The sequence below is a fragment of the Pantoea phyllosphaerae genome (assembly GCF_051025595.1).
Lineage (GTDB): Bacteria > Pseudomonadota > Gammaproteobacteria > Enterobacterales > Enterobacteriaceae > Pantoea.
Genome location: NZ_JBPFDE010000002.1, coordinates 100,264 through 123,287, shown reverse-complemented (window position 1 = coordinate 123,287; position 23,024 = coordinate 100,264). Strand labels below are relative to the sequence as shown.

25 protein-coding genes are annotated in these 23,024 nt (G+C 59.1%); 11 read left to right on the top strand and 14 right to left on the bottom strand.

The window, feature by feature from the left end; all coding sequences use genetic code 11:
• Positions 1–3: 3 nt before the first annotated feature.
• The 3 genes from ACR6A7_RS03800 to ACR6A7_RS03790 are packed head-to-tail and all read left to right on the top strand — an operon-like array spanning position 4 to position 2,201.
• Positions 4–729 carry an ABC transporter permease gene (locus ACR6A7_RS03800; protein WP_434123461.1) on the top strand — a complete coding sequence of 242 codons (726 nt, stop codon included), beginning with the start codon at positions 4–6 and terminating at the stop codon, positions 727–729.
• Between the two features lie 9 nt (positions 730–738).
• Positions 739–1,425 carry an ABC transporter permease gene (locus ACR6A7_RS03795; protein ID WP_434123460.1) on the top strand — a complete coding sequence of 229 codons (687 nt, stop codon included), beginning with the start codon at positions 739–741 and terminating at the stop codon, positions 1,423–1,425.
• Complete coding sequence (locus ACR6A7_RS03790; RefSeq protein WP_434123459.1) at positions 1,422–2,201, top strand: ABC transporter ATP-binding protein; 780 nt, start codon at positions 1,422–1,424, stop codon at positions 2,199–2,201. The genes ACR6A7_RS03795 and ACR6A7_RS03790 overlap by 4 nt, the downstream gene beginning before the upstream one ends.
• 6 nt (positions 2,202–2,207) lie before the next feature.
• On the opposite strand, the gene ACR6A7_RS03785 is transcribed toward ACR6A7_RS03790, so the two are convergent.
• Genes ACR6A7_RS03785 through ACR6A7_RS03775 form a run of 3 tightly spaced genes read right to left on the bottom strand, consistent with a single transcriptional unit; the run spans position 2,208 to position 4,341 of the window.
• Positions 2,208–2,627: an ASCH domain-containing protein gene (locus ACR6A7_RS03785; RefSeq protein ID WP_434123458.1), complete on the bottom strand. Its 420-nt coding sequence runs from the start codon at positions 2,625–2,627 to the stop codon at positions 2,208–2,210.
• Complete coding sequence (locus ACR6A7_RS03780) at positions 2,627–3,388, bottom strand: molybdate ABC transporter permease subunit (protein ID WP_434123457.1); 762 nt, start codon at positions 3,386–3,388, stop codon at positions 2,627–2,629. Before ACR6A7_RS03780 ends, ACR6A7_RS03785 begins: the two co-directional genes overlap by 1 nt.
• A 35-nt stretch (positions 3,389–3,423) precedes the next feature.
• Positions 3,424–4,341: an extracellular solute-binding protein gene (locus ACR6A7_RS03775; RefSeq protein ID WP_434123456.1), complete on the bottom strand. Its 918-nt coding sequence runs from the start codon at positions 4,339–4,341 to the stop codon at positions 3,424–3,426.
• A 423-nt stretch (positions 4,342–4,764) separates the two neighbouring features.
• Here ACR6A7_RS03775 and ACR6A7_RS03770 point away from each other — a divergent pair, with 423 nt between their 5' ends.
• The 3 genes from ACR6A7_RS03770 to ACR6A7_RS03760 all read left to right on the top strand — a co-directional run bounded on the left by ACR6A7_RS03770 (position 4,765) and on the right by ACR6A7_RS03760 (position 7,238).
• Complete coding sequence (locus tag ACR6A7_RS03770; RefSeq protein ID WP_033748190.1) at positions 4,765–5,289, top strand: phenolic acid decarboxylase; 525 nt, start codon at positions 4,765–4,767, stop codon at positions 5,287–5,289.
• A gap of 542 nt (positions 5,290–5,831) precedes the next feature.
• On the top strand, positions 5,832–6,239 hold the full coding sequence (locus ACR6A7_RS03765; RefSeq protein ID WP_434123455.1) for a DUF2382 domain-containing protein: 408 nt from the start codon (positions 5,832–5,834) through the stop codon (positions 6,237–6,239).
• Between the two features lie 24 nt (positions 6,240–6,263).
• Positions 6,264–7,238, top strand: coding sequence for a YsnF/AvaK domain-containing protein (locus tag ACR6A7_RS03760; protein ID WP_434123454.1), 975 nt, complete (start codon positions 6,264–6,266; stop codon positions 7,236–7,238).
• 479 nt (positions 7,239–7,717) lie between these two features.
• On the opposite strand, the gene ACR6A7_RS03755 is transcribed toward ACR6A7_RS03760, so the two are convergent.
• On the bottom strand, positions 7,718–8,275 hold the full coding sequence (locus tag ACR6A7_RS03755) for a DsbA family protein (protein ID WP_434123453.1): 558 nt from the start codon (positions 8,273–8,275) through the stop codon (positions 7,718–7,720).
• Between the two features lie 299 nt (positions 8,276–8,574).
• Between ACR6A7_RS03755 and ACR6A7_RS03750 the strand changes: the two genes are divergently transcribed.
• The 3 genes from ACR6A7_RS03750 to ahr all read left to right on the top strand — a co-directional run bounded on the left by ACR6A7_RS03750 (position 8,575) and on the right by ahr (position 10,584).
• Complete coding sequence (locus ACR6A7_RS03750; protein ID WP_434123452.1) at positions 8,575–8,844, top strand: hypothetical protein; 270 nt, start codon at positions 8,575–8,577, stop codon at positions 8,842–8,844.
• 113 nt (positions 8,845–8,957) lie between these two features.
• Positions 8,958–9,539 carry a flavin reductase family protein gene (locus tag ACR6A7_RS03745; RefSeq protein WP_434123451.1) on the top strand — a complete coding sequence of 194 codons (582 nt, stop codon included), beginning with the start codon at positions 8,958–8,960 and terminating at the stop codon, positions 9,537–9,539.
• 28 nt (positions 9,540–9,567) lie between these two features.
• Positions 9,568–10,584 (top strand): NADPH-dependent aldehyde reductase Ahr, encoded by a 1,017-nt coding sequence (ahr, locus tag ACR6A7_RS03740; protein ID WP_434123450.1) that lies wholly within the window; start codon positions 9,568–9,570, stop codon positions 10,582–10,584.
• 70 nt (positions 10,585–10,654) lie between these two features.
• On the opposite strand, the gene ACR6A7_RS03735 is transcribed toward ahr, so the two are convergent.
• Complete coding sequence (locus tag ACR6A7_RS03735) at positions 10,655–10,987, bottom strand: lysozyme inhibitor LprI family protein (RefSeq protein WP_434123448.1); 333 nt, start codon at positions 10,985–10,987, stop codon at positions 10,655–10,657.
• A 199-nt stretch (positions 10,988–11,186) separates the two neighbouring features.
• Here ACR6A7_RS03735 and ACR6A7_RS03730 point away from each other — a divergent pair, with 199 nt between their 5' ends.
• A complete protein-coding gene (locus tag ACR6A7_RS03730) occupies positions 11,187–11,720 on the top strand; it encodes a sterol desaturase family protein (RefSeq protein ID WP_434123446.1) in 534 nt (177 codons plus the stop codon).
• Here the strand turns inward: ACR6A7_RS03730 and crtB are convergent.
• The 7 genes from crtB to ACR6A7_RS03695 form a co-directional block, all read right to left on the bottom strand.
• Positions 11,659–12,588, bottom strand: coding sequence for a 15-cis-phytoene synthase CrtB (gene crtB, locus ACR6A7_RS03725; RefSeq protein WP_434123445.1), 930 nt, complete (start codon positions 12,586–12,588; stop codon positions 11,659–11,661). The genes ACR6A7_RS03730 and crtB overlap by 62 nt on opposite strands.
• Positions 12,581–14,062 (bottom strand): phytoene desaturase, encoded by a 1,482-nt coding sequence (locus tag ACR6A7_RS03720; protein WP_434123444.1) that lies wholly within the window; start codon positions 14,060–14,062, stop codon positions 12,581–12,583. The genes crtB and ACR6A7_RS03720 overlap by 8 nt, the downstream gene beginning before the upstream one ends.
• Positions 14,059–15,222, bottom strand: a complete 1,164-nt coding sequence (crtY, locus tag ACR6A7_RS03715; RefSeq protein WP_434123442.1) for a lycopene beta-cyclase CrtY — start codon at positions 15,220–15,222, stop codon at positions 14,059–14,061. The genes ACR6A7_RS03720 and crtY overlap by 4 nt, the downstream gene beginning before the upstream one ends.
• Positions 15,206–16,495 carry a glycosyltransferase gene (locus ACR6A7_RS03710; RefSeq protein WP_434123441.1) on the bottom strand — a complete coding sequence of 430 codons (1,290 nt, stop codon included), beginning with the start codon at positions 16,493–16,495 and terminating at the stop codon, positions 15,206–15,208. Before ACR6A7_RS03710 ends, crtY begins: the two co-directional genes overlap by 17 nt.
• Complete coding sequence (fni, locus tag ACR6A7_RS03705; protein ID WP_434123440.1) at positions 16,492–17,526, bottom strand: type 2 isopentenyl-diphosphate Delta-isomerase; 1,035 nt, start codon at positions 17,524–17,526, stop codon at positions 16,492–16,494. The genes ACR6A7_RS03710 and fni overlap by 4 nt, the downstream gene beginning before the upstream one ends.
• Before the next feature lie 34 nt (positions 17,527–17,560).
• Positions 17,561–18,418, bottom strand: coding sequence for a polyprenyl synthetase family protein (locus ACR6A7_RS03700; RefSeq protein ID WP_434123800.1), 858 nt, complete (start codon positions 18,416–18,418; stop codon positions 17,561–17,563).
• A 277-nt stretch (positions 18,419–18,695) separates the two neighbouring features.
• Positions 18,696–19,283, bottom strand: coding sequence for a YtfJ family protein (locus ACR6A7_RS03695; RefSeq protein WP_434123439.1), 588 nt, complete (start codon positions 19,281–19,283; stop codon positions 18,696–18,698).
• A gap of 182 nt (positions 19,284–19,465) precedes the next feature.
• On the opposite strand from ACR6A7_RS03695, the gene ACR6A7_RS03690 reads away from it, so the two are divergent.
• Positions 19,466–19,678, top strand: a complete 213-nt coding sequence (locus ACR6A7_RS03690) for a hypothetical protein (protein ID WP_434123438.1) — start codon at positions 19,466–19,468, stop codon at positions 19,676–19,678.
• A 31-nt stretch (positions 19,679–19,709) separates the two neighbouring features.
• Here ACR6A7_RS03690 and ACR6A7_RS03685 read toward each other — a convergent pair whose 3' ends face one another.
• Positions 19,710–20,414 (bottom strand): pirin family protein, encoded by a 705-nt coding sequence (locus tag ACR6A7_RS03685; protein WP_434123437.1) that lies wholly within the window; start codon positions 20,412–20,414, stop codon positions 19,710–19,712.
• An 862-nt stretch (positions 20,415–21,276) separates the two neighbouring features.
• Positions 21,277–23,013 carry a DUF2534 family protein gene (locus tag ACR6A7_RS03680; protein WP_434123436.1) on the bottom strand — a complete coding sequence of 579 codons (1,737 nt, stop codon included), beginning with the start codon at positions 23,011–23,013 and terminating at the stop codon, positions 21,277–21,279.
• Positions 23,014–23,024 lie beyond the last annotated feature (11 nt).

Sequence of the window (23,024 nt, the reverse complement as noted above, 5' to 3'; positions counted from 1 at the left end):
CCGATGTTGACGCAAATCGACTGGCAGCTCATTGGCTTCGGCGACGAAGGCTGGGGCGGCGTGCTGCTGAGCGCCGCCACGGTCACGGTAACCGTTTCACTCTGCGCGTGGCTGCTGGGCGCGGCGCTGGGCAGCCTGCTGTGCTGGATGCAGATTGCCGGATCGCGCTGGCAGCAGCGTCTGGCGGCAGGCTATATCACGCTGTTTCGCGGCGTGCCGGAACTGCTGGTGATCTACCTGTTTTACTTCGGCGGCCGTCAGGTGCTCTCTTCGGTCGGGACCGCGCTGGGCATGCAGGGGCCGTTCGATATTAATGGTTTTATCGCCGGCGCGATCGCCATCGGGCTGATCTCCGGCGCCTACCAGAGCGGGGTGTTTCGCGGCGCGTTCTACGCCATTCCGCGCGGCACGCTGGAGGCGGCGACGGTCACGGGCATGGGGCGGCTGATGCTGTTCCGCCGCATGATTGTGCCCCAGGCGCTGCGTACCGCGCTGCCGGGCATGGGCAATCAGTGGCAGTCGGTGATCAAAGAGTCGGCGCTGGTTTCGGTGACCGGACTGGTGGAAACCATGAATCAGATCACCACTGCCGCCAACTCCACGCAGATGTCATTTTTCTTCTACAGCGTCGGCGCCGTGATCTATCTGATTATCACCACCTGCTCCGACTGGGTCTTCCGCGCGGTAGAGAAGTTCGCAATGCGCGGCCAGCAGCGCGCTAACGTTTAAGGAAAGCCGATGGACCTCCCTTTTTTGCAGGAAACCCTGCTGGCGCTGCTGAAAGGCCTGCCGCTGACCATTAATCTGGCGGTATTGTCGCTGCTGGGCGGCGGCCTGCTGGCGCTGGGGCTGAACCTGCTGCGTCAGACGCGCGCTGGCGGCTATTTCGCCCGTTTTTACGTCTGGCTGTTTCGCGGCACGCCGCTGCTGATTCAGATTTTTATGATCTACTACGGCCTGGGCAGTTTGCCAGCGGTGCGTGAAAGCGTGCTCTGGCCGCTGCTGCGCGATCCTTACTGGTGCGGTCTGCTGGCGCTGATCCTCAACGACGCGGCCTATACCTCGGAAATTTTGCGCGGCGGTTTCAACGCGGTTAGCCCGCAGTCGCTGGAGGCGGCCAGGGTCTGCGGCATGTCGTCGCATAAAATTTTCACCCGCATTACCCTACCTGTCGCCATCCGACAGGCGCTGCCCGCCTACGGCAACGAAATTATCTCCATGCTCAAGTCCACTTCGCTGGTCAGTACCATTAGCCTGATGGAGATGACCGGCATTGCCGACTCTATCGTCTCCTCTACCTTCCGCGCGCTGGAAGTTTTCCTCAGCGCGGCGGCGATCTATCTGCTGCTCAGCATACTGGTGAGCAAAGGCGTCTCCCTGCTGGAGCGGCGCCTCTCCCCCTACTACTTTGGAGCGCGTTCATGACCCAACCCACTATCATGCTGAGCCACCTCAGAAAAAGTTACGCGGGACATGAAGTGCTGCACGACATCAGCCTCACGGCGCAGGACGGCGATGTCATCTCGCTGATCGGCGCCAGCGGATCGGGCAAAAGCACGCTGCTGCGCTGTATTCCCTTTCTCGAAGTGCCGCAGGCGGGTACGATCGCCGTGGGCGAGAACAGCGTGACGCTGGATAACGCCGATGAAAAGCTGAGTCGCGCGCAGCGCCAGCGCATTAAGCAGATGCGGATGCAGCTCGGCTTTGTGTTTCAGAGCTTTAATCTCTGGCCGCACAAGACGGTGATGCAGAACATCATCGAAGCGCCGGTGCACGTACAGAAGCGCAACGCTAAAGAGGCGATGGAAGAGGCCGAGGCGCTGCTGCATAAGGTGGGGCTTTACGCGAAGCGCGACGCCTGGCCATCGCAGCTGTCGGGCGGCCAGCAGCAGCGCGTGGCGATTGCGCGCGCGCTGGCGCAGCAGCCGAAGGCGATTCTGTTCGATGAACCGACCTCGGCGCTCGATCCCGAACTGGTAGGCGAGGTGCTGCGCGTGATCCGCGGCCTGGCGGAAGAGGGGCGCACGATGATTATTGTGACGCACGAGATGGGCTTCGCGCGTGACGTGTCAAATAAGGCAGTGTTTCTGCATCAGGGCAGGGTGGAAGAGGAGGGCGCGCCGGAACAGCTGTTTCTCGACCCTGTTTCGCCGCGCTGCCGTGCGTTTGTGAGCAGCCACTTCCAGCGCAATGCGAGCTAGCCGCAGTCAGAACGACACCACCTCAACCAGCTGGAAGGTTTCAAACACCAGCTCCATCTCAGGGTGAAAGGTGCCTTCGTTCTGGAAAAAGCGCTGATGCTCACGGCGCCAGCTCTCCAGACTCAGGTCATCTTCGCCCTCCAGCATCGCCATCTCCGGGGTCACGCGGTCAAAGCGGGTCAAAAAAAGGCCGGTAGTGCGGATTACGCAGCGCGGCTGCCCCGCGCCGTCGAGGATAATGCTGTAGCCGCCAGGCTCAGGCTTCGATGCCTCATCCTGCCATGCGTGCAGCGAGCCGCAGCTCGCCATCTTTTTACCGGCGATCACCAGCGTAACAAGACCGTCGGCCAGCTCGGCCGAGTCGCCAAACGCCCATGCCTGCGCCTTAGGGTATTTCTCAGTTAACTGCTCCAGCGAAACGGACATCAGATCACTCCCGATCGGGTGCGCCGCGGCCCTTTTTTGCGAGTATAACGACGCGCAAATGCAAAACAGGCCAGCGGCAAAGGTAAGGTAAACAACAGCAGCAGCCACAGCAGCACATACACCGCGTCGACGCCGTCATTCTGCAAATTGTTGTAGAGCTTAACCGGAATGCCCTGCGGAAAATAGGCAAAGATCATCACGATGCCGAACTCGCCGATAGCGCGCACCCAGGCGAGCGCCACCGCTGTCGCCAGGCCCGGTGCGGCGAGCGGCAGCGACAGCCGGCGGAATCGCTGCCAGGGTGACGCGCCCAGCGTGCGGCCCGCCTCCAGAATAGCGACGGGCACCGCGGCGAAGGCTGAGCGCGCCGCCGTAATAAACCAGGGCAGCGCGCCGTACCATTGCGCCAGCACAAAGGCAGCCGGGTTGTTGACCAGTTCCACGCCCATGCGCGCCAGCAGCGAGCCAGCCGGCCCGTAGGGACCATAGGCGCTGACCAGCAGAATGCCCATCGCCAGCGGCGGCGTCAGCAACGGGATCAGCACCAGTATCTCCACCACCGTCCGTGCCTTGCCGCGCGCCTGCGACAGCCACCAGGCGACAGGCAGACCGGTGACAACGATCAGCAGCAGCGAAATCATCCCCAGACCGGTCGAGATGGCGATAGCGTTGCCGTCGCCCCAGGCAAGATGAAAATGGTGCCAGCGCGTCAGGGCGATCAGCGTGGCAAAAGGCACGGCCAGCAGAGCAAGCGCAGGCAACGATAACCAGAGCGCGGACGAGGGGCGGCGCTTAATCACAGGGAGAGCGTACTGCCTTTGGGCGCGGCGTAGCCATTCTGTTGGTAGAGCGCCTGACCCGCTTTGCTCAGCATAAAATCAACGAAGCCCTGTCCTGCTTTTTCGCCGTGTGGCGCATTTTTCAGCACCGCCGCGTAGTAGACCAGCGGCTGGGTGTGCAGGGTTTTCTCCTCGCCATTGCTGTCCTTTATCGTAAAGCTGACGGTGTCATACCACTTTTTAGCCTGCGCCGGGTTGCTCAAATTAATCTCGTCCGGCAGCGCGACATAGGGCAGATGCGCGGAGATGACTTCGCTTTCATAACCTGCCGCGGCGTCCACCTGGCCGCTCTCCAGCCGTGCCAGCAAACCGCCCTCCAGATGAGTCTGCGCCGGGTTCTGCACGCCGTCCATAATCTTGTCGGCCACGCCTGGCCTGTCGTAATACTTCTCCGCCAGCAGCAGCGAGAAGACAATATTTTGCCCTTTTGGATCGTTAACCGGATCGGTGCGGCCAAATTTCAGGCCCGGCGTCGCCAGCACCTTAAGCCAGCTGGCATCGCCCGCTTTTGCGGCGGCGGCAAATTGCTGCGCATAGGCGCCTTTTGGGCTATAGGCGATCACCATGCTGGTGCTGGCGACCGGGACGGCACTGTCGATCAGGCCTGCCGCTTTCAGGATCTGCATTGGGCCAGGCGTAACAGAGACAAAAACGTCGGCCGTGATTTTTTTGCTCGCCAGCAGTCGTGCCATGCCGTAGGCGCCCTGACCCTGTCCCTGATAGCTGCCGTTGTTCGCTTTGGCAAACGCCGGGCCTAAGCTCTCATCCATTACCTTGCCCATTGAACCGGCATAGGCGACGCGAATATCGGTTGCCATGACGGAAGCGCTGCACAGAGCGGCGCTTATAAACACGACAAGCTTGAGCTTTTTCATTTGCACTCTCGTTATAAAGTAAAGTAAATAGCGATTATCGAGAGCTCGGGTCAGTCAGACAAGGGCCAGCCGTGCGGTAAAAGAAAAGAGGCGGCAGCACGAGGCGAAAAGTCGCACCGCGTTGAGGAAATGTTTAGGCTGCGCTTACCTGTGCTCGCCTGAGGCAGCAGCTATTTTTTGCGATGCTGCTTTGGCAGGCCGGTAGACAAAAACGCTATTATCTCATCCTCAGGCCCGGATAAAAGAGAGCCAGGACATGCCTGATATTGTCGCGCAGCGCATCTATCACCGCAGTTGACGTGGTGAATAAGCGATCCTCATCAATAATAAGTGAGCCGGCAAAAATATAATGTCCGGCGTCAAAAATGAATGCGGCTCTATGCAGCAGGCCGGAGCCCTCCTTACTGATACATGAGGTTAACCATGACTATCGCTTCGCTTAACGAGTCATCTCGCGATCTTTCGCAGTTTGTCGGTACGCATTTTGTCTATACCTACGATAACGGCTGGAAGTATGAGTGGTATGCACGGAATGAAACTACCTGTGACTACCGAATTCATCAGGGCCTGGTCGGCGGGCGGTGGGTGACAAATCAGAAGATGAATGCCGTGCAGTTTGCGCCCGGCATCTTTAAGGTAGACTGGCACGAACCGACCGGCACCTGCGTCAGCCTGCTGTTCGATTTGAACCGCAAATTGCTGCACGGCACCATCTTTTTCCCCCAGTGGATTGCCGGAGAAGGGCAGCACCCTGAAAAAACCATCTGCTATCAGAATGAATTTATCGAAGATATGCATCGCTTCAGAGATGAAGGCCCTGCTTATCCCTACGTCATCATCCCTGAGTTTGCCGAAGTCACCTACATGAAAAATGAAGGACCAGATAACGATAGCGTGATCGACCGTGCGCCGGGACAGCTGCCTGAAAATTTCTTTGAAGGGAAATAACCACCTTGCGCTGCCGCGGTGCATCGCGACAGCGCGTACACATCTCCCCACTAGCCTTTGCCCTGACGTAAAAAAACATATCAACTGAATTGAACTGGTCGTGAAGAGGGTTTAACGCCCTTTATTACGCTTCTACTCTCCTGTTGTTGCCATTATTTTTCCCTGACATATTTTCACATACTTGAGTGCCTTTTTATTAAGAGCAAATATAAACGCACTGCATATCAGCGCGTTAATAATAAAACATATCTGGCGTAGTTAATTTTCTTCCTTTTGCAGGTAGGAATTATCCTGAATTTAATCTTCGCGAAAATAATAAACTCATTTGAGTTAAGTGTTTGGTCAAAAAGGGTAATTTCCGTGCTGGATACAGACTCAGCTTTTTAAAAAAAGTTCCGCCTTTGTTTTTATTTTCTTTTTTTACCGTCTGGCTTGCAACGGCTGGGTTTTGATTCAGACTTAAATCTCATTAGTTGTAAATGCTTTTGATTCGATTATATCAGGGTGTTTATTTCAACCGGGCATTTCATTAAGGGTGAAATATGGCTTCTTCTTCAAACAATGACGAACATCCGAATGCAGAAGAGGAAATCCTGCATCTGGCTGAAGAAAAGCTGAGCGTATCGCGGGAAGAAGTTCTGGATGGATATGTCACTGTCAAACGCCAGACTTCAACTCATAGTGAGCCAGTGAGTCTACTGTTGCGCCGCGAACACGTTGAGGTTACGCATGTGCCAAAAAATGAGCGCATCGCGTCTATGCCAGATGTCAGGAAAGAGGAAGGCGTCCTTATCGTGCCGGTTGTTGAAGAAGAGGTTGAAATCATTCGCAGGCTGGTTTTGAAAGAGGAGCTGCATATCCGGCGAACGCATGAAGAGGTTCCCTGGGAAGAGAGCGTTCCACTACGCAAACAGCATGTCGAGATCAACCGGAAAAAAGACGATACCTAAGCCATCATCACGCAGGAGGAAATCATGGCACACGAAAAAATCGTAACAATGTTCAGTACCCTGGCGCAGGCTGAAGGGGCTAAGCGTAGCCTGATCAAGGCGGGTTTTGCCGAGCATGATATTGATGTGATTTCTGGCGAGCGTCTGAAATCGGAAGGACACGAAGCCCGTCATCCCGGCTTCTGGCAGCGACTCTTCGGCAACACGCTGGATGAAGAGCAGAGCGGCGTGTATGAAGATGCGATTAACTCAGGTAGCGTCGTGCTGACGTTGCGTGCCGAAGAAGAGAAGCTGCCGCGCGCCTACAGTATTCTGGATGCGCATGACACTGGCGAACTGCCCGCTGGCGATGGCCTGGCCCAAGATGACGGCTATACCGTTTCAACGGCGCAGAGCACAACTGGCGTAAACAGCGTGGCCGACAGCGGGCTGACACAGCCGGTTCGCACATCGCTGACTGGTGATGAAAGCGAAGAGGAAGTGCTGCGCCTGGCTGAAGAGCGCCTGGAGGTCGGTAAACGTCTGGTCAGTGAAGGGACTACGCGCGTTCGCCGCTATACGGTGACCGATCAGGTGTCAGAAAACATTTCACTGCAGGAGCAGCATGCAGACATCTTCCGCCGTTCGACCAGCGATTTGGCCGCAGCGGATAATGTCGACTGGGAAGATAAAACAATCGAAGTCGCCGAAACGCATGAGCAGCCGGTCATTAATAAAACCGCGCACATCAAAGAAGAAGTGGTGGTACGCACAGATCAGAGCGAACACGTTGAAAACATCACCGATTCCGTTCGTCGCCAGGAAGTGGACATCGATCACGCAGACAGCCATCTCGCTAAGGATGCCCCTCTGACGGGTGCGGGCAGCGCGGCGGCAAAACCTTCAGGCGCTTTCAACACCAGCGGAACCACTGGCGTTGATGACGACATCGTTGAGAGAAGCGGCGTGTCAGGCGTTGAGGAAAAGGACAAAGCTGATCCTCTGCTGAAACGCCCTTAAGGTTCTGAACAGCCTGACGAGGCGTCGTCAGGTCTGGATCAGAACAGCTGCAGCGGGGAAGTCAGCGCGGTTGCCCTGGTGTTGGCTCGCTGCCAACCTCCCCGTCTGCACACATCAATCTATCGATATCGCCGCCTTTTTAAGACGTTTATTATATTGCCAGATGTTACCGAAAGTTTATTGTCAGCTTCGATAACCAGTCGGTATCGCTAAGCGTATGATTGAACAGGCCTTGCCTGAGGTGAACCTAACGGGTTTAACAGCGATGTATTAGCCCCGGCTTTTTTGGGTAGGGGCGCCTGAAAAGGCGACGGTTGTAGCGATATAGTGCAGTTTTCATTGCCGCCAGAAGGAGCTAAACCATGTCTGAACGTCCCGATACCGAACCGCTGCCGGATGATGCGGAAATACCTGCTTACGAAGATGATGACACCGACCAGTAATTCACCTCGCCTGCGCTCTGCGCAGGCGAAACATTGTTATCCCCTCAGACGCTCCGCCCAGTCGCTTATTTCATCGCCACTGCCCATATCTGGCTGAATCAGCCCGTTGATCATAAAGGTTGGCGAAACGTGCACGCCATTTTGACGCGCGTACTTGCAGTGCCACTTTATTTCGTTTTGCAGCTCTGCGCGGTCGAAGGGGGCGCGAGCATCTACGCCGCTGTAGCGCATCAGGCGCTCGATAATCTCTTCAGGCGTGGTTTGCATATTGGGGCCGCGACAGTGATCGGTAAACTCAAACTCCTCGCGATGATCGGCAACAGCCTGCATTACCGCTTTGGCTGCATCCTTACCGCCAGGCAGGGTCGAAGCCGCCAGGATATAGCGCACAATCAGGCCTGAATAGAGATGCCACGGCTGTGACTGCAGGCGGATTTTCAGCGTCATCTCTTTTTCGCCGACATATTCCAGCAGCGCATCAAGCTTATTGAAGGCGCGTACGGAAAAAGGGCAGGTTGGTTCCAGAAAAATCTCCAGCACGCGTGATCCCTGACCCCATTCCAGCGCATCAGCGGCAAATTTGTCTCTGCTCATTTTCTCTCTCCTGTTTGGTCTCAACTTTCTGCTTTTGAAAAAATTGCCCTGCCTCAGCACGTTACAGCAGCGTCGCAACACGCTCTTACCGGGCTCACAAAGCGCGCTTTTATGGCCAAAACTGCAGATCTTTTGAAAGCGCTTCCACAATGATAATCCCACTCTGTAAAAGTCGCCGAAAGCCCAGCGATACAGCTATAGTTAATGCCATGTTAACATTATCTCGCCTGCGCAGGTGTCGCCTGTGTGGTAAAAGTTATCACTGTTCCGGAGCCGGAAAGCGCTAGAAGAGGTTGATTTTGCTTACTAATCTTTCCTGGAAGACGATACACGACGTCATTATAAAAACTATTGAAGAGATGCTGGACGAGCAGCAAACGCTTAATGTGCCGACGCTGCGCGCGCGGCTTAAAGAGCTGGCCGAAAGCGAAACCGATGAGGTGATGGTGTTGTGCTACTGGCAGGCGAGCAAAGTGCTGACGCGACTGCCGCCCACCGTCACCGCCGACCAGCTGATGACCGCCGCCCGCCACGCTTTTCGCACTCCGCTCAATCACGATCTATTATAAAAGCGGCTCGGCACGCAGCGGTAAACTGCCGCTGGCGGAAAAAGGTAAAGTAAAACGTTTACAGCCATTTATGATGTACAAAGCAGCGTGCGTCAATTCAGTAAGGAACCGCTATGTCGCATTTCCGTCCAGTGGCGCTCCAGCACGCCAGCCGCCTGCTCAATCACGGTCCCACCATTCTGATTACCAGCAAGCATCCACAAACTCAGCGCCGCAACGTGATGGCAGCCGCCTGGTCGACGCCGGTAGAGTTCACGCCGCCGCGCCTGGCGATCGTGGTAGATAAGGCGACCTGGTCGCGGGAGCTGATTGAGTCGAGCGGCGCTTTTGGCGTCTGCGTGCCGGCGGCGGCTTTCGCCGATCTCACCTGTGCCGTTGGCAACAGCTCGGGGCGCGAGAAAGATAAATTCGCCACCTATAATATCCAGGCCATTGAGGGGCCGGAGCTTGGCGTGCCGCTGCTGGAGGCGAGCTGCGTCGCCTGGCTGGAGTGTCGGCTGCTGCCGGCAACAGAGGCGCAGCAAAACTACGACACCTTGTTCGGCGAAGTGGTGGCGGCAGCGGCTGACAGTCGAGTGTTTTACGACGGACGCTGGCATTTCAGCGCCGAAAACCGCGCGCTTCACACGTTGCACCATCTTGGCGGCGGGCAGTTCGTGACGGTTGCGAACAGCTTTAGCGCCAACCTGTCTTGAGCGCCTTTACACCTTAGCGAGGAAAAGCATGAAATATAAAAGTTACGCGGCCATGGCGGCCGGGGAAGCGCTTCAACCCTATGAGTACGATCCTGGCCAGCTGGCTGCAGAGGATGTGGAAGTTGAAGTCGATTACTGTGGCGTGTGCCACTCCGATCTCTCGATGATTGACAATGAGTGGGGTATCTCAGCCTATCCGCTCATTGCCGGTCATGAAGTCATTGGCCGCGTTACCGCGCTGGGTGACAGCGCGAAAAATAAAGGGCTGAGCCTGGGGCAGCGTGTCGGTATCGGCTGGACAGCTAAAAGCTGTGAGTATTGTGACGCCTGCATCAACGGCCAGCAGGTAAACTGCGTCAACAACAATGTTCCCACCATCAGCAACCATGGCGGCTTCGCCAGCCACCTGCGCGCTAACTGGCAATGGGTGATCCCGCTGCCAGAAAATCTTGATCCCGCGACCGCAGGTCCGCTGCTGTGCGGTGGTATTACCGTCTTTAAGCCGCTGTTGATGCATAACATTACCGCGACCAGCCGCGTCGGCGTGATTGGCATTGGCGGCCTTGGCCATATGGCGATCAAACTGCTGCGCGCGCTGGGTGCGGAAGTCACGGCGTTCAGCTCGTCGCCTGCTAAAACTGAAACCATTAAACAGATGGGCGCGGATTACGTCGTCAACAGTCGCGATCCTGAGGCCCTGAACAAGCTGGCCGGTCAGTTTGATCTGATTATCAGCACCGTGGCGGTCGACCTTGACTGGCAGCCCTATTTTCAGGCGCTGGCGGCCAACGGCCGTTTCCATACCGTCGGTGCGGTGATGAAGCCGTTCGAGGTGCAGGCGTTCAACCTGATCCTCGGCGACCGCGGCGTCACCGGCTCCTCTACCGGTTCGCCGGGCCAGCTGCGCTCGCTGCTTCGTCTGGCGTCGCGCACGGATGTTGCGCCGACGGTGGAGTATTTCCCCATGTCGAAAATCAATGACGCGCTCGATCACCTGCGCGCCGGTAAGGCGCACTACCGCATCGTGCTAAAAGCGGACTTCTGATGAACAGGCGCGCCCCGGGGCGCGCTTTTCTCGCCAGCAGCATCCACCGGGAAACGCCCTGTCTGAACGATCACAGCGGTTTATTTATGTTGTCGTAAATCGCGTTAAGGTCGTTATTTTTCTTTGTGTACGATTTGATAAGGCATTGCTTATCGCTTTTGCATGCCTGTCTGCTTTTCAGCCACTCCGCCTGAGCATCCCTCATGCTATCGCGCGCCCCCATACCGAATAGCCCTGTCAGGAATCTATATTTGGTTGCTATTTCAACATCGAGATCGTTTAGTCTTCTGTCTGCGCAAATTGTTTTTTCATCTGGCAGAGATGCCTTGCTGCAGTCAAAACTGGCGGCATTCGCTGTGGCTGTGATAGAGAGAACAGATAAAAAAATAAATGCTTTTCTCATGATGGTATCCCCTTGCATAAACAGGCCTTTAATTGAATCACGACCTGATTAAATATCCACCCAACAAAAATGGTTGGGTAAGCGTAAACCCTGCGGCTAATTGCAAAGCATAGCCTAAACTTACTGTTCGCCTGCGGGGTGCCGCAGCAGATGATAGCCAGCCTGTGCTGGCTGGCAGGATGCATTGACGGGAGAAAATATGCTGTGGTTGTGGAACGCTGGAATCGTATTACTGACCGTCGTGGCGATGGAGATTACCGCCGCGCTGTCGCACAAATATATTATGCACGGCTGGGGATGGGGCTGGCACCGGTCGCATCATGAACCGCATAGCGGCTGGTTTGAGGTCAACGACCTGTACGCCGTGGTGTTTGCCATGCTGGCGATTCTTTTGATCTACCTGGGCAGTCGCGGCGTCTGGCCGCTACAGTGGATAGGCGCAGGTATGACGCTCTATGGCCTGCTCTATTTTATCGTGCATGACGGTCTGGTGCATCAGCGCTGGCCTTTTAAATACATACCGCGTCGCGGCTACTTCAAACGACTTTATATGGCGCATCGACTACACCATGCGGTGCGCGGTCGGGAAGACTGCGTCTCCTTTGGCTTTCTCTATGCGCCGCCGCTGGCGAAACTACAGGCGACGCTGCGCCAGCGCCACGGTCGTCAACCTAACGCGGACGCTGCCAGAGCTCGGCCGGACGCGCCGGCGAAGCGGCCGCCCGAGACCTGATCGCCTGGGCTGCACCCGCCGCCAGCAGCAGGAGCTTCTCCTGTTTGCTGGTGGACTGGCGGCGATCCCAGGCGGTTTCGCCCGCGCCGTAAACTTTAATCCCAATACGGCGATAGACCTCTTTCGCCGTGGCGATTGCCCACGCGGAGCGCAGCGGCAGTCCAGCCAGGCCCGCCGATGCGGAAGCGTAATAGGGCTCCGCTTCGCTTACCAGCCGTCGCGCCAGCCCCGCCAGCGCTGGCCGATGTGCGCGATCGGCAAAATGGAGCCGGTCGAGACCGGCTTCTTCCAGCCAGCTCTCCGGCAAATAGCAGCGGCCAACCCGCGCATCCTCGACGATATCGCGCGCAATATTGGTCAGCTGAAAGGCGATGCCGAGATCGCAGGCGCGATCCAGCACCCTCTCGTCGCGCACCCCCATAATCTGCGCCATCATCAACCCGACCACGCCTGCGACGTGATAGCAGTAGCGCAGCGTATCCTGCAGCGTTTCATAGCGCGCGCCGCGCACGTCCATGGCGAATCCTTCCAGATGGTCGAAGGCGTAAGCGGAGGAAATATCATGGCCGAGCGCCACCTCCTGAAAGGCGGCGAACGCCGGTTCGTGCATTTGTACGCCCGCGTAGGCCTGGCGGGTTTTGCACTCCAGATTCGCCAGGCGCTGCTGAGGCGTCTGCGCCGAGGGAACGTCGCCGGGAAAGCCAAGCTGCTGATCGTCGATCACGTCATCACAGTGGCGGCACCAGGCGTAGAGCATCAATACGCTGCGGCGCGTTTTAGCGTCAAACAGCTTAGAGGCGGTGGCGAAACTCTTCGATCCCACCTCCATTGTCTCCACTGCATGGTGCAACAGCGTTGGATTATTCATGCAGGTCCTCCAGCATCAGGCTTGCGGTGGCCTTGGCGGAACCGATCACGCCGGGAATGCCCGCGCCAGGGTGCGTGCCGGCACCGACCAGATAGAGATTGCGAATATGGCTGTCGCGGTTATGCGGCCGGAACCAGGCGCTCTGGCGTAAAATCGGCTCGACGGAAAAGGCGGAGCCCTGATACGCGTTAAGCTCGTCGCGAAAATCGAACGGCGTAAAGATGCGGTGGGTCACCAGCTGGCTGCGCAAGCCGGGCATATAGTGCGCTTCCAGGTAGGCGAAAATGCGATCGCGCAGGCGCGGCCCTTCAATATTCCAGTCCAGATCGGCGGTGCCGAGGTGAGGCACCGGCGCCAGCACGTAGTAGCTGCCGCAGCCCGGCGGCGCCAGCGAAGGATCGGTGACGCAGGGCGCATGGAGATAGAGAGAAAAATCTTCCGCCAGCCCGTCGCGGTTGAAGATCTCATCAATCAGCTCGCGATAGCGTGGGCCAAAGCAGACGGTGTGGTGCGCCAGCTGATCGTGATGGTGGTTCAGGCCGAAATAGAGCACGAACAGCGAATTGCTCATGCGCTTGCCTTTCAGCTTTTTGCCCTGCGCGGCGGCGGCAGGATGGCTGCCGAGCAGGTCACTGTAGGTATGCACCACATCGGCGTTGGAGGCGACCGCGCGGGTTTCAAAGACCCGGCCATCCTCCAGATGCACCGCGGAAATCGCGGCGTCTTTCGCCTCGATATGGCTCACGCGCGCATTCAGCTCCAGCGTGCCGCCTAAATCCTGAAACAGCTTCAGCATGCCCTGCACCAGCGCGCCGGTACCGCCGCGCGGAAACCAGACGCCCCATTCGCGCTCCAGCGCATGGATCAGGGTATAGATCGACGAGGTAGCGAAGGGATTGCCGCCGACCAGCAGCGAATGAAAAGAGAACGCCTGACGCAGCTTATCATCCTCGATAAAGCTCGCGACCTTGCTGTAGACGCTGCGCCATGCCTGCAGACGCGCCAGCTGCGGCGCGGCGCGCAGCATATCGCGGAACGAGAGAAAGGGCACGGTGCCGAGCTTGAGGTAACCTTCAGCGAACACGGCGCGCGAATAGTCGAGGAAGCGCTGATAGCCCGCCACATCGGCGGGATTAAATTTGCGGATCTCCGCTTCCAGCCGCGCCTGATCGTTGTCGTAGTTAAATACCTCGCCCGACTCCCAGCAGAGGCGGTAGAAGGGCGCCACCGGCAGCAGCTCGACATAGTCGCTCATTGATTTGCCCGCCAGGGCAAACAGCTCTTCGATGGCGGAGGGATCGGTAATCACCGTTGGGCCTGCATCAAAGGTAAAGCCCTGGTCCTGATAAACATAAGCGCGGCCGCCCGGCTTGTCGCGCTGCTCCAGCAGCCGCGTAGGTACGCCAGCCGCCTGCAGGCGAATCGCCAGCGCCAGTCCGCCAAATCCTGCGCCAATTACCGTGGTGTGCTTCATCGTGATGTTCTTCGTCCAGAAGGGTGAGTGAGAATAGCCTGCAGCGCCGCCAGTACCGGAACGGGCGGCTTGCCGCTAAGAATGCGCGCGCGGTCGGCCAGCGTCAGCCGTCCGGCGTAAAACCGGGCGATTAGCCCCTCGGGCAGCCCGTAAAAGCGCTGCATCACGCGCCAGCGCTGATCCCCGTCGGCCGCCAGAAACAGCATGCGGTTGAGCATGCGAAAGAAGCCCTGCTTCCGCCATGCCGCCTGCGCAAAGCGGTGGATATGCGGCGCGAGCGTTTCCGGGGAGAAATTGCCCTCCGCGGCGAGCGCATCCGCCAGCGCCACCGCCAGCGGCAGCGAATAGCCGGTGGTGGGGTGAAATAGCCCGGCGCGCAGGCCAACGCTAGGCGGCCGCTGATGCCAGAAGCGTTCGAAGTCGCCCGCCAGGGTAATCGGCAGCGCGCCGCGCTCTTCGCGCAACAGCGTCTCCAGGCGCCATCCCTGACGAGCGGCGTAGTCGCATATATTCTGGCGCGCCTGCGCCGCCCCCAGCGAGGCGTCGTCGATATAGTGAGTATCCTCAATCAGCAGACGCGTCGGCGAAAGCGGCAGGGTATAGACGAAACGATAGCCGCCCTGCTGGTCGACGGCGGCATCCATCAGAATTGGGCCCTCAAGCCGATGCGGCTGGCTCAGGGTCCACTCCTGACCGAGAAAGGTCTGGAAGCCGATCTGCAAAGCGGCGTCGGGCTGATAGCCGCGGCCGTCGATCACGGCGCGGGCGCGTAGCACTTCGCCACTGGCGAGCTGAACGTGGTCAGCCCCGCTGCAGGCAATGGTCTGGTTGAGCCGCAGCGCGTCGCCGAGCGTCGCGCGCAGCACCTCGTCAAAACGCGCGGAGGTGACGCAGAAATAGCCGCTGTTAAGCTGACGCGTCAGCTGTGGAAAGCGCACTTCGTAGTGCGGCCAGCGGTGCGCCACCAGCGGCGCAATCCACTGATGCTGCGAGGCGCTAAGATCCTCTTCGTGGAAGCACCAGGTGTGGTTGCCGCCCGCGCGAGCGTTGGCTTCAAGCACCCGCACGCGCAGCCCAGGCTGCTGCTGTTTGAGCCGTAGCGCCAGCAGTCCGTTCGCCAGGCCAGCGCCGAGCAGCAGCAGATCATACTGCGATGTCATAGCACTTCTCCGCTCGCACCGGCTGACGCGTCAGCAGCGCGCGCTCGGTAATATCGGCTGCGCGCTCGACGCCGCCGCAGGTTTCCATCTGCGGCTGCAGGCGCGCCATGCGCTGTTTAATCGCCCGATCGTCCAGCAGGCGACGCAGGCGGCGCGCAATCTGATGGCTGGTGGAGAAGCGCGACGCGCGGCTCCCCAGGCCGTGGTACGCCAGCCGCGCGGCGATGCCGGGCTGATCGAATGCCAGGGGGATTACCAGCAGCGGCGTGCTTTGCGCAACCGCGTCCAGCACCGTATTCAGGCCGCCGTGGGTAATGGCCAGGTCCGCCTGCGCCAGCGCGGCGCGCTGGTCGACAAAATCGGTGACCTGAGCGGCGCCGGCGCGCAGCAGTTTTCGCGCCTGGAAATCGCTCAGGCCGCCGCAGTGGGCGATCAGTAACTCCGCCTGCAGTTCACGACAGGCTTTCGCCAGGGTTTTGAACAGCCCATAGCGGCCGCCCTGCAAGGTGCCGAGTGAGGCGAAAACGCGCGGCTGGTCGCCATCGCTGAACAGCGGCGCGGCTGTGGAAGTCGCCGGTTCGCGCAGCGGGCCGGTAGCGTGGAAATGCGCGGGCAGGGCGCAGCGCGGAAAGTCCAGGGCGTGCGGCAGCTGGCTGATTTGCGCCAGCGGCGACAGGCACTGATGCGGCTGATGGCGGTCCGGGAGGCCAAAGGCGCTGGCATGCTGCGCCAGCACGCGATCGTGACTGCGCATCAGCCAGTCGTAGATTTTTTCGCTGGAGGCGAAGCGCTCGCGCGCGGCGCTGCTGGTGCCCCACAAAAAGGGCATGACCGGCAAAGGGAAATGCGCTTCGCGGTTCACGGGCAGCGCGCAGGCGACCGAAACGAAAGGCAATTGCAACGCCTCCGCCACCAGCCCGCCCGCCGGGGCCATCTGATCGACAATCACGCCGTCTACCGCCAGCGCCCGCAGCGCAGCCGGCAGCTCCCGGCACAGCATATCGGTGCTGCTGGCCATATCGCGGATCAGGCGCAGAATGCCTAATCCGCCAGGATGGGCCGCCAGCTGCAGCGTACGATCGAGCGTGCCGACAGGATGCGACCCCAGGCCGATGGCGTGAAAGCCGACGGCCGCATCGCTGAGCAGCGCGGCCACCTCCGCCTGCTGAATAAAGGTAATGCGATGGCCGCGCGCAATTAAGTTTTGCGCCAGCGCCTGAAGCGCGCGTACGTGGCTGTAAAAGGGCGGGGCAATAACCGCGAAATGGCTCATTCTGGCTCTCCCACGCGCGTCAGCGGCGCGAGGCGCAGCTGGCGCAGGTTGGCGCTGCCGGTGCAGAAGCAGGCGACGCGCAGCTGTTCGATCAGCGTCTCAAAGTGCGCCACTACCGCGTCGGCGGAGTGCAGGGCGCTGCTCAGCACCGCCGCCGCCTGGCCGACCACATCCGCGCCCAGCCGCAGCGCTTTCGCCGCATCGATGCCGTCGCGAATGCCACCGGAGGCGATAAGCGGCATGGCGGGCAGTCTGTGGCGCACGGCGCGCAACGCTTCATCAGTGGGAATGCCCCAGTCGGCGAAGGCCATCGCCACCGCGCGCTGCTGCGGCGTGCTGGCGCGCTCGCCTTCTACCGCCGCCCAGCTGGTGCCGCCTGCGCCTGCGATGTCGATCATGCTGACGCCCGCCTCGGCAAGCCGCTGTGCAACCTCAGGTGAGATGCCAGCGCCGACCTCTTTCACGATGACGGGCACTTCCAGCGTTGTCACCAGCTGCGCAATCGCCTGCAGCACGCCGCGCCAGTCGCGATCGCCGCCGCGCTGCAGCGCTTCCTGCAGGGGATTAAGATGGACGATCAGCGCATCCGCCTCAATCATGCTTACCGCGCGCTGCGCCAGCCTGCGCCCCTGCTCGCCCAGGATCTGCGCGGCGCCCAGGTTTGCCAGCAGCGGAATATCCGGGGCGATACGGCGCAGGTCGCGCGTGAGGCCGAAATTGCTGTCGCTTTCCAGCGCCACGCGCTGTGAACCGACGCCCAGCGCCAGGCCAAGCGCCTGCGCCGCTTCGGCGAGATGGTGATTAATCGAGAGGGCGCGTGCCGCGCCGCCGGTCATTGAGCTGATCAGAAAAGGCGCCCGCATAGGGCGATTAAACAGCCGCGTGCGCAGATCGATCTGATCCAGGTGCAGCTCCGGCAGCGCGCAGTGCGTGAATTGCCAGCGGGCAAAGCTGCCCGACGCAGGCGTGGTGGTACGCAGAACAATGTCCAGGTGATCGTTTTTGCGTTTCGTCAGGTCCGTGTCCTTCATTGCTGCTCCATATACTCAGACGGGAAACGCGCGGTCAGCCGACCATAGCGAGTTTTTTATCGAACCAGGCCTGCACGAAGTGTCGGGTGGCATAGCCGCTGTCGCAGGCGGAAGCCAGGTGGCGATCGGCGCGGCGCAGATGATCGCGCAGCCGCTTCTCTACCACTTTGCTGCCCAGCATATTAACCAGCGTCGATTTCCCCACGTCCTGATTGGCATCTTTTCCGGTGTCGCTCTGACCGTCCGTGAGGTCGTCCAGCAGCTGGAAAGCCTGACCGAGATCGCGCGCAAAATGGTGCAGTTTTTCACGCGACGCCAGCGGCGCGCCAGCGACGATCGAGGCCATCTGCATCGCCGCGCTGAACAGCGCGCTGGTTTTAAAATGATTCGTGAGCTGAATCGCGTCGGCGCTGCGCGGCTGGCCGCCTTCGGTCAGATCGAGAAATTGTCCCTGCACCAGCCCCTGAATGCCGACGGAATGGGAAAGCTCCGCCACCGCCTGGGTTTTCGCCTGACTGCTGATGCCGTCCGCCATCGCGATAACGCCAAAGGCGCGGCTCAGCAAGGCGACCGCCGCCAGAATCGCCACCGGCTCGCCAAACTGGCGATGGATAGTGGGGCGGCCGCGCCGCAGTTCGGCATCGTCCATGCAGGGAATATCGTCGAGTATCAGCGAGGCGGCATGCACCATCTCCACGGCGCAGGCGAAATCGAGCAGGCCGCTGAGTTCGTCGCGATAGCCCAGGTCGTGCGCGGCCAGCATCAGCAGCACCGGTCGGATGCGTTTGCCCGGCGCCAGCGCCCCTTCGCGCATCGCAAGCCCCACGCAGTCGCGTTCGCTTTCTACCGGCAGCAGTCGATCAAGGCGCTGTTCAATATGCGCGAGTAACATCAGGGGATCGCTGTAAACGAGGGTAGGATCTCTTTCAGCAAAAATGGTCATGATGGCAGTCCTTACTTGCAGGTGAGCGTCGGCCTGTCGTAATTGCAAATGAACTAAGTGGCACAGAAGAAGCCATCTTAAAAAGGCGAAGCCTGTTGTTTTTCATGCCGCTGTAAACTGAACGTTATTGTTTTGTTTTGACGCGGCGGTGCAATTAAGCGTAGACGAGAATTGCCACTCTGACGGGGGAAAGAGAGATAAGTAGCAATAAAATAAAAATTTTTATTCACGAACTCAGTGCGGCGTCAGATAGCGCAGGCGACCCGGAAAGCATCTGATTAAGCAGAGCGACAGCCTGCTTCACCTCCTGCGGGCTTAGCGCCCCATCTTTCGCAAAGCGAACCACACCCTGCGCGTCCATCAGAATAACCGTAGAGCCGTGCGGCGTCAGCTGCCAGCTGTTCCGCGCCACGCCGCTGCTGTCGATAACAAAATGCTGCCAGGGCGCGTCGCGCTTGCTCGATTTAATGCTGCGCTCAACGAAAATCGCGCTGCCGGGGATCGCGTCGTCCGTATTGACGATGGTAGTGGTCTGAAAGCGGCCGCGCGGAAAGTTCGCCTGTTGAATGGCGGCAATGAGCGGCGCATTTTGCTCTTTGGCTGAAAGCCGTCCGGCAACGTGGAGCACCAGTCGAACTTTGCCGGTCAGCGACTGGCTGCTCCAGCGCTGATAGCCCAGCATCTCATGCTGCATCACCAGTTCGCCCTCATTGGCGATAAAGACGGGCGGAAGGGCTTTGCCCGTTTCCAGGCTGTGCGCGGCGGCCAGGCCGGGAACAAGCAGGCAGATAAGCAGCAGGGAGTAGGGTTTCACGCAGCCTCGCATGCAGAAGAGAGAGCCTCAAGCCTGGGTGAAAATTTGCCGCTTCGCCAGTCAATAAAAGGTGAATTTTACGCTTAGCTCAAAACTTAATCACTTCTTCAATGCGTAAGATCAAACAACGTGCGGTGAAACGATTGGAAGATGCAGATAACCATTAGCAAAAGGAGACGTATATGAAAAGTGAGTTAATGACCCTGTCTGAATTCGCGCGCTACCTGGGCGTCTCCCCGCTGAGACTGGTGCGCGCCTACTGCAATCGCGGATCGCTGGACGGGGTGCCGCTGCCCGAGCCGGTAGAAAATGTCGCTTTCAAAGAACGCTGCTGGTCACGTGAACAGGTACGCCAGTTCCGGCATACGCTCCAGCGTGCGCGTCACCACGGGTAAAGAGAAGGGAAGGTTTTCACCTTCCCTTGTTCTAACTGCCGCTGATGGTTCCGCTCATCACGCCGGTGGCATCCGCATCCACCAGAAAGCAGATCAGGGTGGCGTCGCGCTCGGCGGTGACGGCTGGCAACGCTTCGGTATCCCCAGCCACATCGCCTTTATGCAGGCGCTGCCCCTCCAGATTCACCACGCCATCCAGCACCGCCAGCCAGGGCGCGAAGCCGGGAATAGCGGGCACCTCCAGCCTGTTGCCGCGATCCAGCCGCACGTCATAAATATGCACCGCCTGACGCAGCGTCAACGGCGCGCCGCTGCCTTCCGGTCCCGCCAGCCAGGTCCAGGCGTTGTGGGCGACGCCGTCAGCGCGCTCCAGCAGCTGGGTTTTCGCTTCGCCCCCGGCGCGTGCCGGACGGATAAACGCCTGCAGCACTTCGGCTTCAATCAGCGGCGCGGACTCTTCGTGCCGCAGCCCCTCGCCCGCATTCACCACCATCACGCGCTTCGCCGACAGCGGCATGCGTTCGCCCTGCGGGTCGGTATGCTGCACCGAGCCGCGCCAGACGTAGCTGAGGATGTCGTCGTTCACATGCTCATGCATCGGAATGCGCGCGCCGAGTTTCAGCGTCGTCATATCGACAATCGCCAGCGGCCCGAAGCGTTCGCCCGGGCGCAGACGGCGAATGGTAAAGGGACCATATTCGAAGAGCTGGCCGCGATGGGCACGCACAACATTCATTATCTTCTCCCGTTATGAGCTTATGCAGCGATGATAAACCGACAGGGAAAGATGAAAAGGAGGGGGATTTGCTGAAAGAGTTCAACTTTTTTGAATAAGCCCACGGCCGCATCGACGAGACAGCTGAGCGCCTTTATTCACATCCTGGAAACGCCTTACGCATAGTGAAGCGCACTCATCGCTGAGGATAATGGGCGGAGTTATTTTGACGGAAGCCCTGTTTGTACGAAGTGGGTGCCGGGGTTTTCAGGTTTGCGCGCCTGAATGGAAAGCCCTGCCCGATAATTAATGACGGTTATTCTATATTTAGCTTTGCTAAAAACAGAATTATAAAATATCCCTTTAAATAGTTACATTATGCCCGGTTGGGTTTGGCTACCTGTTTTGAACAAATGAAAAAGCGCCCTAAGCGTAGGGCGTAATCGAATCCCGATTAAATATCTTCACTTGTTATGACGAGGCATAACTCACACAGGAATTATGCTGAGTAGAGGTAAAACGGAGAATCAACAGCGTTCGATTGTCGGGCAATCCTGTTGATACAGGTCAATTTTTTTATTCTCATCGTTTCGCAAGGTTTTTTAGCCAGCGATATTAGACCTAATTTTTATCAGCCTGCTGCTCGCATCGCTAATATGGCCTCCCGGATTAGCAGGGATGAGGAAAACATGGTGACAGGTTAACGGACCCTGGTGACGCCCGTCAGGACAAAAAAAGCCCGCCTGATGGCGGGCCAGAAAGTGAGTTCAGCAGGGTAAAGGCGCTTTTCACCCTTCACGAGGCTGGATCGACAGTGCGCTCTCTGGTTTGCAGTTAAGCGCGGCGAGCTTTATCACCAGAAACTGTCGTGATGTTTTTCTTCTTAACGGTTTTTATGTTCCTCTTCGCTACTCTCGCCCAGGAAGAAATACCACAGGGGAATCGACATCAGGCCGGTGAAAACTGAGGTATAGAGCAGCACCATCAACGCCTGGGTCACGTACATCATCAGCGACCAGTCGCTAAAGGCGATCTGATACTGTTCGATAACGCCGCTGATAATGGCTTTGCCCATCACCGTGCCGACAATCAGCCACAGGATCACCACGCTGCGCAGGAAATAACGCATCTCTTTCTGCTTTGTAGCAAAACGGCCGCGCACGATGCCCAGCGGCGACTGCTGCTCAAGCGGCGTCTCCGGCTGCGGCATCGCGGCGCGCTGCGCCTTGCGCCAGCGCAGCAGATCGATCGCGACAAACAGGAGCAGGCTGCCTCCCATGACCGGCAGCGCCCAGCCCAGCGCCAGGGCGACAATCAGCGAGGTGGCCTGGGCGTAGCGCGGCATCGCCAGCCAGGCGACAAGAAGCGTCTGTGCCGGATTTTGTGCGGGCAGCGCCGGGCGACGGATCCACCACATGCGGTAGCCGAGCACGATACTGGCGCACAGGCCAAAGCCGAACAGGGCCAGCAGCAGCTGATTTGGCCAGCCGAAGAGCACGCCCATATGGGCGTCGACGCCCCAGCGCGTCAGCTTCGCCACCAGCGGAAAATGCGCGAATTCCACGCGGTCGACGATGGCGAACGTGGCGGGATCTACCGAAACGGCGTCAACCTGGCTTGGCCAGCTGCGGTCGATCTCGCTTACCGTCCAGGCCTGGCCCGCTGCTTTCGGCTGGCGCAGCTCCAGTTTCGCAGCGCGGATGCCGCCGCGGCGCGCGGCGTTGAGCACGCTGTCCCAGTCGGCGTCCGGCGCGTTGACCGCTCTGGCCGGCGTCGCAGGCATCGCCATGCCGCTCATATTCATGCCGTCCATCTGCGGCATAGCGTGATGGTCGGCATGAGGATCGGCGCTGGCAGCAGGCGCGCTGGCGTCCAGGGCGGTGCGCACCTGCGGCGTCATCCAGCCCAGTTCGCTGCGAATTTTATCAATATTGCCGCCCGCCCACTGCGACCAGGTGAGGCCAGTGATCGAGAAGAAGATCAGACCCAGCGACAGCACCAGGCCAAGCGTGATGTGCCAGTGGCGGGCGAAGGCGAAGCCGGAAGCAGGCTTTTTCATCTTTCTGCGCGGTCGCGTGCCGAGCCACAGCACCAGACCGCCGAGCGCGGCGACCCACAGCCAGGAGGCGGCCAGCTCGCTGTAGAGGCGGCCGACGTCGCCCAGCAGCAGGCCGCGATGCAGCTGATCCAGCCACATGCGCAGCGGCAATACGCCGCTGGTGCCGTAAACCGTCATATCACCCTTAACCTGCAAGGTGTAGGGATCGATAAACACCGAGCGCGATTCTGACGGCCCAAGGTCGCTCTGGCTGAACTGCACGCGCGTGGTTTCCTCTGCGCCAGGCGCCGGGCGCACCGCATAGACAGGCGCCGCTTCACCAGCATGGTGTCGCGCCGCGGCGACCTGTGCCGACAGCGGCTGCGCCGTTCCCTGCGGCTCGGCGGTCAGCGCAGAGGCATAAAGAACATGCTCAATCTGCGGCGTCAGCACGTACAGCGTGCCGGTCAGCGCCGCGATAAAAATAAAAGGCGCGATAAAGAGCCCGATGTAAAAGTGCAGGCGGCGCAGCAAATTGAATAACGAGCCGCGCGGCGGCGCCGTTTCCCGAAGTGATGACATAGCACATCCAT

Bases quoted from the DNA above. Each gene is read 5' to 3' on its own strand.
- ACR6A7_RS03775 (WP_434123456.1), bottom strand. From the start codon at position 4,341: ATGAAAAAGCTCAAGCTTGTCGTGTTTATAAGCGCCGCTCTGTGCAGC.
- ACR6A7_RS03785 (WP_434123458.1), bottom strand. From the start codon at position 2,627: ATGTCCGTTTCGCTGGAGCAGTTAACTGAGAAATACCCTAAGGCGCAG.
- ACR6A7_RS03700 (WP_434123800.1), bottom strand. From the start codon at position 18,418: ATGTTACTCGCGCATATTGAACAGCGCCTTGATCGACTGCTGCCGGTA.
- ACR6A7_RS03760 (WP_434123454.1), top strand. From the start codon at position 6,264: ATGGCACACGAAAAAATCGTAACAATGTTCAGTACCCTGGCGCAGGCT.
- ahr (WP_434123450.1), top strand. From the start codon at position 9,568: ATGAAATATAAAAGTTACGCGGCCATGGCGGCCGGGGAAGCGCTTCAA.
- ACR6A7_RS03730 (WP_434123446.1), top strand. From the start codon at position 11,187: ATGCTGTGGTTGTGGAACGCTGGAATCGTATTACTGACCGTCGTGGCG.
- ACR6A7_RS03765 (WP_434123455.1), top strand. From the start codon at position 5,832: ATGGCTTCTTCTTCAAACAATGACGAACATCCGAATGCAGAAGAGGAA.
- ACR6A7_RS03680 (WP_434123436.1), bottom strand. From the start codon at position 23,013: ATGTCATCACTTCGGGAAACGGCGCCGCCGCGCGGCTCGTTATTCAAT.
- crtY (WP_434123442.1), bottom strand. From the start codon at position 15,222: ATGACATCGCAGTATGATCTGCTGCTGCTCGGCGCTGGCCTGGCGAAC.
- ACR6A7_RS03795 (WP_434123460.1), top strand. From the start codon at position 739: ATGGACCTCCCTTTTTTGCAGGAAACCCTGCTGGCGCTGCTGAAAGGC.
- crtB (WP_434123445.1), bottom strand. From the start codon at position 12,588: ATGAATAATCCAACGCTGTTGCACCATGCAGTGGAGACAATGGAGGTG.
- ACR6A7_RS03800 (WP_434123461.1), top strand. From the start codon at position 4: ATGTTGACGCAAATCGACTGGCAGCTCATTGGCTTCGGCGACGAAGGC.
- ACR6A7_RS03710 (WP_434123441.1), bottom strand. From the start codon at position 16,495: ATGAGCCATTTCGCGGTTATTGCCCCGCCCTTTTACAGCCACGTACGC.
- ACR6A7_RS03745 (WP_434123451.1), top strand. From the start codon at position 8,958: ATGTCGCATTTCCGTCCAGTGGCGCTCCAGCACGCCAGCCGCCTGCTC.
- fni (WP_434123440.1), bottom strand. From the start codon at position 17,526: ATGAAGGACACGGACCTGACGAAACGCAAAAACGATCACCTGGACATT.
- ACR6A7_RS03690 (WP_434123438.1), top strand. From the start codon at position 19,466: ATGAAAAGTGAGTTAATGACCCTGTCTGAATTCGCGCGCTACCTGGGC.
- ACR6A7_RS03735 (WP_434123448.1), bottom strand. From the start codon at position 10,987: ATGAGAAAAGCATTTATTTTTTTATCTGTTCTCTCTATCACAGCCACA.
- ACR6A7_RS03770 (WP_033748190.1), top strand. From the start codon at position 4,765: ATGACTATCGCTTCGCTTAACGAGTCATCTCGCGATCTTTCGCAGTTT.
- ACR6A7_RS03755 (WP_434123453.1), bottom strand. From the start codon at position 8,275: ATGAGCAGAGACAAATTTGCCGCTGATGCGCTGGAATGGGGTCAGGGA.
- ACR6A7_RS03685 (WP_434123437.1), bottom strand. From the start codon at position 20,414: ATGAATGTTGTGCGTGCCCATCGCGGCCAGCTCTTCGAATATGGTCCC.
- ACR6A7_RS03790 (WP_434123459.1), top strand. From the start codon at position 1,422: ATGACCCAACCCACTATCATGCTGAGCCACCTCAGAAAAAGTTACGCG.
- ACR6A7_RS03720 (WP_434123444.1), bottom strand. From the start codon at position 14,062: ATGAAGCACACCACGGTAATTGGCGCAGGATTTGGCGGACTGGCGCTG.